We start from the raw sequence: 10,170 nt of genomic DNA on the forward strand, positions 1-10,170 counted from the left end.
CACCCAGGCTCGCCTGTGGAATACCCGAAAACCCTGTGGGGGCCGCGGCGCCCCCCGCGAAGCCGGCAATGCTGCAATCATCGGCATGCCCGCAACCTGAAGGTCCACCGGCTTCGCGGCTTACGCCGCTCCCACAAGCGCTGATGGATTGCGGCTGACGCCCTTGCCGAGCATGGCTCGGCACTACGGCTTCGTTCGGCGGCGCTAGATCACCCGCAGGGTGATCGCCTTCAACACCGCGCGGGTGCGGTCGCGGGTGTCGAGCTTGTCGAGGATGGTCGACACGTAGTTCTTCACCGTGCCTTCGGCCAGGAACAGGCTGCCGGCGATCTCGCGGTTGCTGTAGCCACCGGCCATCAGCCGCAATACCGCGACTTCCTTCTGGCTGAACAACTCCTTCGGCGCGTCGTCGGCGTGGTAGCGATAGCGCTGCCGTACCGCATCGGTACTTACCGGCTGCAACAAGGTCTGCCCGGCGATGGCGCGGCCGATGGCGTCATGCAGGTCTTCCGGTGCTGCATCCTTCAGCAGGAAACCCTGCGCACCGGCTTCGGTGGCACGCAGCAGCAGGTCGCTTTCGTCGAAGGTGGTCAGGAACACGCACGGCGTTTGATCGCCGCGCTCGCGCAGGGCTTTCAAGGCCTGGATGCCGTCCATGCCCGGCATGCGGATGTCCGACAGGATCAGCTGCACCGGCTGCTGCGCGATCTGCTCGAGCAGGGCGTCACCGCTGTCCGCCTCGAACACGATGGTGATGCCGAGCTGCTGCAACAGGGCGCGCAGGCCGGCGCGGATCAGGGCCTGGTCATCGACCAAGGCAATGCGGGGGGAGTCGTTCATGCCGGCAATTCCACACGAATCTGCAGGGCACCGGAAGCAGCACGTTGCAGCTGCAGGCTGCCGCCTTGTTCGTCCACGCGTTCGCGCATGCCGGTCAGGCCATTGCCAGGGCGTGGTTCGCCGCGCAACTGGCCATCGTCTTCCATCGCCAGCAGCAAGCGTCCGTCGCGGCGTTGCAGGGCAACCTGCAGCACCTTGGCATCGCTGTGGCGGGCGCTGTTGGTGAGCGCCTCCTGCACGCAGCGCAGCAGGGTCTCGGCCTTGGCGGTATCGCTGACCTGCACGTCGTCATCCAACTGCAGCTGCAGGCGCGGTCGCGGCAAGGGTGCGGCCAGTGCGTGCAGCGCGGTGTCCATGTCGAGTTGGCCGCTGTCGCGCAGGCAATGCACCACGGCGCGGATATCGCCCAGCAGCTCGGCGGACAGCTGTTCGCACAAGGCCAGCTCAGGCGCGGCGTCCGTGCGGCCGGCAAGCGCGCGCAGGTGCAACCTCAGCGCCGTGAGCTTGTGCCCGGCCACATCGTGCAGTTCACGCGACAGCCGCAGCCGCTCCATGTCGCGCGATCTCTCGGCGAGCAGGGCGCGGGTGGCCAGCAGGTCGGCATTGACCAGTGCCAGCCGGTCGCGCGCCTGTTCGGCGCTGCTGGCGTAGTGTGTGGTGAGCATGGCGAAAGCCTGGAAGCCGGCGAAGATCAACACCACCGCGGCCGGGTGACTGTGCACCTCGCGCAACACCAGATACATGCCCAGGTTGACCAGCAGCATCACCACCAGCGTGATGCGCAGAGGCCAACTCATCGCAACCTGCGCGGCCAGCATCACCAGCAGGGCGGGCGCCACACCGCTGCTGGCGGCCAGGCGGATCACCGCCAGTGCCGCCACTGCCTCGACCAGCAGCGCCACGCTGCGCTGCGGTGAGGGGCGCTCATAGCTGGCGGCAAACAGAAAGGCGACGAGGAACAGCAAAGCGCTGCCCCAGCGCAGGGCGAGTTGCTCGGCGGAGCCATAGGGCAGGGTGGCCGCTACCGCCAACCAGGTCAGCAGGCCGGCGAGGTTGAGCGGGTGCAGCAGCCTGTGCCAGCGCGAACGGGGAGTGATTTCCATGCACGCATGCTGGTGGGCGCAGGCCTCAGCGGCAAGGGGGGCGGAGCAGAAAGTGACTTCCGGCAGGGTCGATCAATGACTGCCGCGACTGCCGTGCGTGCGCCCGAAAACGCACGCTGTGCACAGGCCATCGCATTCGCCGGCCACCACCGAAGAGATCGCTGTCATGCCCGGATATTCCCTGATCGTTGCGCTGCATGTGCTGGCCGGCGTGGTCGCCCTGGTCGGCTTCTGGTCGGCGGCGTTCATGAAGAAAGGCTCGCCCCGGCATCGCTTGCTGGGCAAGGTGTATCTGGTGGCGATGGCTGTGATCGTGGTTACCGCGCTGCCGATCACCGCCCAGTTCGCCTTCTTCCGCCAGCAGCCGTTGTCGGCCTTGTTCCTGGCCTACCTGATGGCGATCACCGGCAACGCGACGTGGCTTGCCTGGCGTGCGGTCACCGACAAGCGCGATTGGAAGCAGCTGGTGTCACGGCCCGGCTGGCATCTGGCGCTATGGCCGATGGTGATCCTGGCCCTGGTGGTCGTCGGCACCGGCATCCAGCATCGTCAGCCCCTGTTCCTGGGCTTCTCTTCGATTGGCCTGTGGGTGGGCTGGCGCATGCTGAAGTTCGCCCGCCGTGGCCCGTCGCGTCCGGACTGGGCGTTCCGCCAGCACTATCAGTCGATCCTGGGTGCGGGCATCGCTACCCATGTGGCGTTCCTCGGCATCGGCATGCGGCCGGTATGGCAGTGGCTGCACAGTCACACCACGGTGCCGGCATTGCTGATCGAGCTGTTCCCGTGGGCGGCACCGTTGCTGGTGGCGGTATTGGTTGGCGTCTACCTGGACCGCAAGTACGGCGGTCGGCGGGTGGCCAAGGCGGCGCAGTGAGTCGCGTGAGTTGGTAGTCCGGGGTGCGCTTCGCTTGCCCGGGCTACGTGGGACGCAGACGAAGAAGCCGCCCTTGGGCGGCTTCTTCCATTGCAGCGATGTGCGCTGGCTCAGACGTCGCCGCCGTCAGCCCAGCCTTCGCCGCTGCCGCGCTGGAATACCGTGTCACCTTCCTGCACGCCGCCGGCAGGCAGATGTTCGGCGTTGGCCAGGCGTGCGTAGATCGGGGTGAAGTCCGGTTCGGTCGCGGCCATCAGCTGTTCGAAGCCGTCGATGACGAAGTAGCTCTTCTGGAAGGTGTCGATGCGGTAGCGGGTGCGCATGATCCGCTCCAGGTCGAAGCCAATCCGGTTCGGCGCGGCCGACTCCAGCGAGTACAGCGACTCGCCCTTGGAGGAGACGATGCCGGCGCCGTAGATGCGCAGGCCCTCGGCGGTGTTGATCAGGCCGAATTCCACCGTGTACCAGTACAGGCGGGTCAGGTTCTGCAATGCATCCGGGCCGATCGCATGCGCCTTGACGCCACCGCGGCCATAGGCGGCCATGTAGTCGGCGAACACCGGGTTCATCAGCAGCGGCACGTGGCCGAACAGGTCATGGAACAGATCGGGTTCGGCGATGTAGTCGATCTGGTCCGGGCGGCGGATCCACCAGGTCACTGGGAAGCGGCGGTTGGCCAGGTGATCGAAGAAATCGAGTTCCGGCAGCAGGCCTTCCACCCCGACCAGGGTCCAGCCGGTGGCGGCGCCCAGCACTTCATTGAGCTGGTCGAAGCGCGGAATCATGTGCTCGCTCATGCCCATTTCGTCCTGGGCATCGAGGAATTCCTGGCAGGCACGGCCGACCAGCAGCTCGCGCTGGCGCTGGTACAAGGTGCTCCAGGTGGCATGGTCGTCGGCGCTGTAGCCGTCCCAGGGCTGCTCCACAACGGCGGTGGTATAGACCGGCACGTAACCCTTGTCGGTCTGTTGGTGTTCGACGCGGCGCGGGTTGGCTTCCATGGCGGCAGCTCCTGAAGGGAATAGATAACCGCATGGTAGGAAGCCTGCCACGCAACAGGTGTGCGTAATTGCTCTGTCAGCCGGTTATGACGCAATATTGTTGCGTCCATTCAATGGTGCGGGGCAACAAAGATGGCGTCGGTGAATCTTGATCGCACGGATCTGCGGCTTCTGGTCGAAATCCAGCAGCATGGCCGCGCCACCAACGCCGAGCTTGCGGCGCGGGTGAATCTCTCGCCGTCGGCCTGCCTGCGGCGGGTGCAGCGGCTGGAAGCGGAAGGCGTGATCGCCGGTTATGGCGCACGGCTGGAGCCACGCGCGATCGGGCTGGGCCTACAGGCCTTCGTGCGCGTGCAGTTGTCCAAGCACGGCCAGGCGGCGATCGATCACTTCGTGCAGGCGGTGCAGCTATGGGACGAAGTGGTGGCCTGTCATGCGCTCACAGGCGACATGGACTATCTGCTGCAGGTCTACGTGCGTGATCTGGACCACTTCTCGGAATTCCTGCTCGACAAGCTGCTCAACGCAGCCGGTGTTGCCGACGTCAATTCCAGCTTCGTGCTGCGCACGGTGAAGGAGTTCCGCGCCCTGCCGCTGTCGCAACTGGGGCGGTGAAGAAGGGTCGGTGTTGCAGCTTTCAAGCCCCTCTCCCGCACGCGGGAGAGGGGTTGGGGTGAGGGCGCTTCTGCTGTTGAGCTCTTGATCTGAAGATCTATCAGCTTCGCGGCTTACGCCGCTCCCACAAAAGACTCTGCTGCCCTGCCGTTGATCATCAACGCGCTGGCGCGCTGCAGTTCTTCTCGATGCCACGCAGTTTTTCGATGCGGCTGCGGCTGTCCTGGCAGCGTTGGTGTGCTTCGGCCTGTACGGCGGCGGCGCGTGCATCGGCATTGCGCGCGCTGGCGGCACGCGCCTGCTGCAGGCGGGCAATGCCGGCGCGGATCTGCGGCATTGCTGCCATCGCGGCCTTCTCGCCTTCGAGGATGGCGCGGCCACGCTGCTCGAAATCGGCAGCGCCGATGTCCAGCACTGCCGGGCGGATCACCACGTCGGCGCGCGCCAGTTCCTGCTCACCCAGGCGCTGGCCCATGATGGTGATCGACTGGCCCACCGCACCCAGCAGGCCGGTCGGGCGCTGGCCGGTGGCGCGGCTGGAGATATCCACTGCGATCACGAATTCGGCACCCAGCTGCTTGGCCGCATCCACCGGCACCGGGCTGACCACGCCGCCGTCTACATAGCTCTTGCCGCCGATGATCACCGGCTCGAACACACCGGGAATGGAGCTGGAAGCCCGCACCGCCTGGCCGACATTGCCGCGCACGAACACCGCGCGCTCGCCGGTTTCCAGTTGCGTGGCGACCGCGGCGAATGGCTTCTGCAACTGCTCGGCGCGCTTGTTGCCGACCTGCGCGTTGACGTAGTCCTGCAGCTTCTGGCCTTGCACCAGGCCGCCGGAGAACAGGCGGATATCGCGGATGCTGGCTTCATCCAGTGCAACGGCCTTCTGCTGCATCTGGAAGGCGTTCATGCCGCTGGCATACAGGGCACCGACCACGCTGCCGGCGCTGGTGCCGGATACCACTACCGGCTCGAAGCCATTGGCCTCCAGCATCTTGATCACGCCGATATGGGCAAACCCCTTGGCCGCGCCGCCGCCCAGTGCCACGCCGATCTTGACCGGCCTTACCGGCGTGGTCGGCTGCACCGCTGCCGGCGGGGTGGGCTTGGTGTTCTCACCGCCGCAGGCTGCCAGCAGGCCAAACAGGGAAAGGGACAGCAGCAGACGGGCGTTGCGCGCTTTCATGATGAACAGGGGGTATTGGAAAGGGCGCCAGCATAGCGCTTTGTGTTGGCAAGGCCGCCAGCGGGCTGCTGCTTGGTTTAGCTGCGGCTGTCTTCCGCAGCCGGAACTAGCCCGCCGGGACGTTCACCGTTGGCGTCCAGAACAACGAGAGTATGCCAAGCGCGATCACCACCCAGAACAGTCCGCCCACTACCAGCCAGGCCCAGTTTGCTGCGGTCAGTCGCGAATTCCCTGCCCCCGATGGATCACCGCAGGCAAGGTTGGCCGCGCGTTGCGCCTGCACGAGTGCCATCGCGTTCACCGCCAGCAACAGCATGCCGATGCCGAAGCTGGGCAGAGCCGGCAGGAGGTTATCGGGGATGCGGCTGACGATGCGTCCGCCAATGGCTGAGATGACGTAAGCGCCGGCCCACATGCCCGGTGACCAAACGTAGCGCTTGCCTGCGCGACGCAGCCGATGGTCGATTTCCTGATTCAGGCTGTTGGCGAAGAAGATCGCGAAGATCGCGCGCGGCACTGGCCAGATATCCAGCTTCTTGTCGCGCTTGTGCCGGGCCCAGTGTTTCCAGAACCAATACAGCGAATAGAAACCGAGGGTGGCGACGTAAAGCAGCACCAGCTTGGTGATTGAAACCACATAGAACGGCGGCAAGGCCGACGGTTCCATGGTTTCCTGCGTCAGTGAGGCCTGTGGTGGTGCGTAAACATTGTCCTGCGCGTGCATGGCGTCCTGCCATCCCCTGAAAATGAATGCGGCGAGTATGGCGACGGCGCCAGGGAGCGACAAGCAGATACGTCTTCCATGCGTGGACGACGGCACGCTGCGTGCGCGCAATGGATGCGTGCATGATTCCGTAACCCGGCCTCTCCAGCCGGGTTACGGAAACCACGGCGACATCAGAACTTGTTGTCACCATCCAGCAAGCGGCCCAGCCCACCCAGCACCGAGCCCTCACCGCGGCTCTGCCCACCGCCCTGCGGTGCGGCGGCATACATGCGGCCCGCCAGGCGCGAGAACGGCAGCGATTGCAGCCATACCTTGCCGGGGCCGGTCAGGGTCGCCAGGAACACGCCTTCGCCGCCGAAGAACATGCTCTTCAGGCCGGCCACGCGGCGCACGTCCATATCCACGCCAGCGTGGTAAGCCACCACGCAGCCGGTATCCACGTCGATGCGTTCGCCTGCGGCCAGCTCGCGTTCCACCACGCAGCCGCCGGCGTGCACGAACACCCAGCCGTCGCCTTCAAGCTTCTGCATGATGAAACCCTCGCCGCCGAACAGGCCGGTCATCACCTTGCGCTGGAAATGCACGCCCACCTGCACGCCGCGCGCGCCGGCCAGGAAGCTGTCTTTCTGGCAGATCAGCTTGCCGCCGTGCTGGTCCAGCTTCATCGGGATCACCGTGCCGGGATAGGGCGCGGCGAAGGCGACCTTGGCCTTGCCGTTGCCGGTGTGGGTGAACAGAGTGGCGAACAGGCTTTCACCGGTGATCACGCGCTTGCCGGCCGACATCAGCTTGTCCATGAAGCCGCCGCCCTGGCCTTCGTGGCGGCCGTCACCGAAGACGGTGTCCATCTGTACCGTGGAATCCTTGAACATCAGTGCGCCGGCCTCGGCAATCGCGCTTTCGCCCGGGTCCAGTTCGATTTCGACGAACTGCATCTCATGCCCGATGATGCGGAAGTCGATATCGTCGGCACGGTTGCCCCTGCCACCCACCGGCGGCGGCGTCGGTGGCGGGCCGGCCTGGCCGCCGAAGTCGGCGATCTCGGTCACCGCCTGCCAGCCCTGCATGCCCTCGCGCCAGGCCAGTGCCTGGCGGCTGCCCTGGGCAAAGCGGCGCGCGGCCTCGTCGTCCAAGGGGCCGACGCGGTCGGCCTGGCCGGGAATATGGAAATACCACTGGGTCATGACAACGTGCCTGGGCGGGAAGGAAGTCCCAAGTCTATGCGGCGGAAGGGCTGGATACCCCTGACAGGCGTCATGCCGCTGAATAGCTGAACGATTGCGATACGAATGTTGTACTGCAACAATTCCATGCTAGGCGCAGTTCCCCATTCCTCCTCAACAGGCCCTTCTCCGCCATGTCCCCGACCCGTACCGTCCGCCGCCGCCTGCCGGCTGCGCATCCGCTGTTTGTTGCCGTTCTCGCCGTACTGCCACTCACCGCTGCCGCGCAGGATGCGACCCCGGCCCAGAAGGAAGCCGCCACGCTGGATGCGGTGAAGGTAACCGCCGCGCGCAAGGTGGAGAACATCCAGGACGTGCCGGTCTCGATCAGCACCGTAAGCGGCGAGAAGCTCGACGCGCTGGCCTCCGGCGGTACCGACGTGCGTTACCTGTCCGGCCGCGTGCCCAGCCTGAACATCGAATCCTCGTTCGGCCGTGCGTTCCCGCGCTTCTACATCCGCGGCTACGGCAACACCGATTTCCGCCTCAACACCTCGCAGCCGGTCTCGCTGGTGTATGACGACATCGTGCAGGAAAACCCGATCCTCAAGGGCTTCCCGATCTTCGACGTGGAGCAGGTGGAAGTGCTGCGCGGCCCGCAGGGTTCGCTGTTCGGCCGCAACACCCCGGCTGGCGTGGTCAAGTTCGACTCGGTGCGTCCGTCGCAGGAGTTCGAGGGCTACGGCAAGGTCGGCTACGGCAGCGACAACCTGTGGAACGTGGAAGCCGCCGTCGGTGGCGCGCTGAGCGCGCGCTGGTCGGCACGTGTGTCGGCCTTGTACCAGCGTCGCGACGACTGGGTGAAGAACACCGGCACCGGTCCGAACGACGGCCTGGAAGGCTATGACGAATCGGCCGTGCGTGCGCAGTTCCTGTACGAAGGCGACAATTTCGAAGCACTGTTGGGCGCACACAAGCGTCACCTCAACGGTACCGCGCGCCTGTTCCGCGGCAACATCTTCAAGAAGGGCAGCAACGACTTCGTGCCCGGCTTCGACGAGAACAAGGTCTCGATCGACGGCCTGAACCATTCCGAGCTCGACAGCAGCGGTGCCAATGCACGCCTGAGCTGGGACCTGGGCAACTACAAGCTGTCCTCGATCACCGGTTACGAGACCGTCGATACCTTCAGCGTCGGCGACATCGATGGCACCTCCGGCCCGTACTTCACCGAAGACGTACCGTTCGCCTCCGAAACCGCCGATGGCATCCCCAGCCACTCGCAGTGGACCCAGGAGCTGCGTCTTGAATCGCAGAACGAAGGCCCGCTGAACTGGCAGGCCGGCGTGTTCTATTTCAAGGAAGACTACGACGTCGACAGCGTCAGCTACGACACTACCAACGGCAGCAAGCAGGACGGCTTCCAGCGCATCAACCAGACCAATGATGCATGGGCGGTGTTCGGCGGCCTGAACTTCCAGGCGACCGACAAGCTGGAACTGCGCGCCGGCGTGCGTTACACGGTCGACAATAAGGACCTGAAGGTCAAGGATTACTGGAACACTGGCTTCTCGCCGTGCATTGCACCGACCCAGACCACGCCCCCTGGTATTGCCAAGTGCGACCTCGCCGGTCTGCTTGCCGCGCAGCAGGACGCCTACGCCAAGGGTGATGCTGTTGATCCCTACCTGTCGGCCTCGACCAAGGACAAGAAGTTCAACTGGGACTTCTCGGCTACCTACGCGGTCAATGACACGGTCAACGTCTACGGCCGCGTCGCCACCGGCTTCCGTGGCAGCTCGATCCAGTCCGCTGGCGCTTTCAACAACAAGACTGTGGCCGATCCTGAGACCGTGCTGTCCTTCGAAGCCGGCGTGAAGGCGGACTTCTGGGACAACCGTGCGCGCTTCAACGCCAGCGTCTACCACTACCGGGTCAAGGATCAGCAGCTGACCGCCGTGGGTGGTGTTGATGGCAATGCCAACATCCTGCTCAATGCCGACAAGAGCGTAGGCAAGGGCTTCGAGCTGGACCTGCAGGCCTACCTGACCGACAACCTGCTGGTCACCCTTGGCAGCGGTTACAACCATACCGAGATCAAGGATTCGGACCTGGACGTGGCGCCGTGCTTCTCCTGCACCGTGACCGACCCGGTCATCAACGGCAAGGCGCGGATCAACGGCAACTCGCTGCCGCAGGCACCGGAGTGGACCCACAACATGACCGCACGCTGGTCGCTGCCGCTGGCCGATGGCACCCAGCTGTACGTGTTCACCGACTGGGCGTACCGCAGCGAAGTGAATTTCTTCCTGTATGAGTCCAAGGAATTCACCGGCAAGTCGCTGCTGGAAGGCGGTCTGCGCGTGGGTTACCAGTGGAATGACGGTGACTACGACGTGGCGCTGTACGGCCGCAACATCACCAACCAGATCCGCGCCACCGGCGGCATCGACTTCAACAACCGTACCGGCTTCATCAACGAACCGCGTCTGTGGGGCGTGGAGTTCAAGACCCGCTTCTAAGCGCAGGGTTGTGTGTTGAACGCAGAAGGCGCGGAGCAATCCGCGCCTTCTGCTTTCCTGTAGTGCCGAGCCATGCTCGGCAAGAGGTGTTACCGATAGCCCCGCCAAACATCGTGTGGGAGCGGCGTAAGCC

General features: G+C 64.9%; 9 protein-coding genes. 3 read left to right on the top strand and 6 right to left on the bottom strand.

Translation table 11 applies throughout. From position 1 onward, the window contains the following. Positions 1–204 precede the first annotated feature (204 nt). Positions 205–840 carry a response regulator transcription factor gene (locus QMX78_RS17455; protein ID WP_282271898.1) on the bottom strand — a complete coding sequence of 212 codons (636 nt, stop codon included), beginning with the start codon at positions 838–840 and terminating at the stop codon, positions 205–207. Further along, positions 837–1,943 carry a histidine kinase gene (locus QMX78_RS17460; RefSeq protein ID WP_282271900.1) on the bottom strand — a complete coding sequence of 369 codons (1,107 nt, stop codon included), beginning with the start codon at positions 1,941–1,943 and terminating at the stop codon, positions 837–839. The genes QMX78_RS17455 and QMX78_RS17460 overlap by 4 nt, the downstream gene beginning before the upstream one ends. Positions 1,944–2,109: 166 nt before the next feature. Here QMX78_RS17460 and QMX78_RS17465 point away from each other — a divergent pair, with 166 nt between their 5' ends. After that, positions 2,110–2,817, top strand: a complete 708-nt coding sequence (locus QMX78_RS17465; protein WP_282271901.1) for a hypothetical protein — start codon at positions 2,110–2,112, stop codon at positions 2,815–2,817. A 110-nt stretch (positions 2,818–2,927) separates the two neighbouring features. Here the strand turns inward: QMX78_RS17465 and phhA are convergent, their stop codons facing one another. Next, on the bottom strand, positions 2,928–3,818 hold the full coding sequence (phhA, locus tag QMX78_RS17470; RefSeq protein ID WP_282271902.1) for a phenylalanine 4-monooxygenase: 891 nt from the start codon (positions 3,816–3,818) through the stop codon (positions 2,928–2,930). A gap of 132 nt (positions 3,819–3,950) precedes the next feature. Between phhA and QMX78_RS17475 the strand changes: the two genes are divergently transcribed. Continuing rightward, positions 3,951–4,433: an Lrp/AsnC family transcriptional regulator gene (locus QMX78_RS17475; RefSeq protein ID WP_282271903.1), complete on the top strand. Its 483-nt coding sequence runs from the start codon at positions 3,951–3,953 to the stop codon at positions 4,431–4,433. 157 nt (positions 4,434–4,590) lie between these two features. Here the strand turns inward: QMX78_RS17475 and QMX78_RS17480 are convergent, their stop codons facing one another. The 3 genes from QMX78_RS17480 to QMX78_RS17490 form a co-directional block, all read right to left on the bottom strand. Further along, entirely contained in the window at positions 4,591–5,625 is a 1,035-nt protein-coding gene (locus QMX78_RS17480) for a patatin-like phospholipase family protein (RefSeq protein ID WP_282271904.1), read from the bottom strand. A 106-nt stretch (positions 5,626–5,731) separates the two neighbouring features. Next, the gene (locus QMX78_RS17485; protein ID WP_282271905.1) at positions 5,732–6,349 is read right to left on the bottom strand and encodes a hypothetical protein; all 618 of its coding nucleotides are present in this window, start codon (positions 6,347–6,349) and stop codon (positions 5,732–5,734) included. 173 nt (positions 6,350–6,522) lie between these two features. Beyond that, on the bottom strand, positions 6,523–7,536 hold the full coding sequence (locus QMX78_RS17490; protein ID WP_282271907.1) for a TIGR00266 family protein: 1,014 nt from the start codon (positions 7,534–7,536) through the stop codon (positions 6,523–6,525). Positions 7,537–7,709: 173 nt separating this feature from the next. On the opposite strand from QMX78_RS17490, the gene QMX78_RS17495 reads away from it, so the two are divergent. Further along, positions 7,710–10,037, top strand: coding sequence for a TonB-dependent receptor (locus QMX78_RS17495; protein ID WP_282271909.1), 2,328 nt, complete (start codon positions 7,710–7,712; stop codon positions 10,035–10,037). The last annotated feature ends 133 nt before the right edge of the window (positions 10,038–10,170 follow it).

This window comes from Stenotrophomonas sp. PS02298, from assembly GCF_029959445.1.
Classification (GTDB): domain Bacteria; phylum Pseudomonadota; class Gammaproteobacteria; order Xanthomonadales; family Xanthomonadaceae; genus Stenotrophomonas.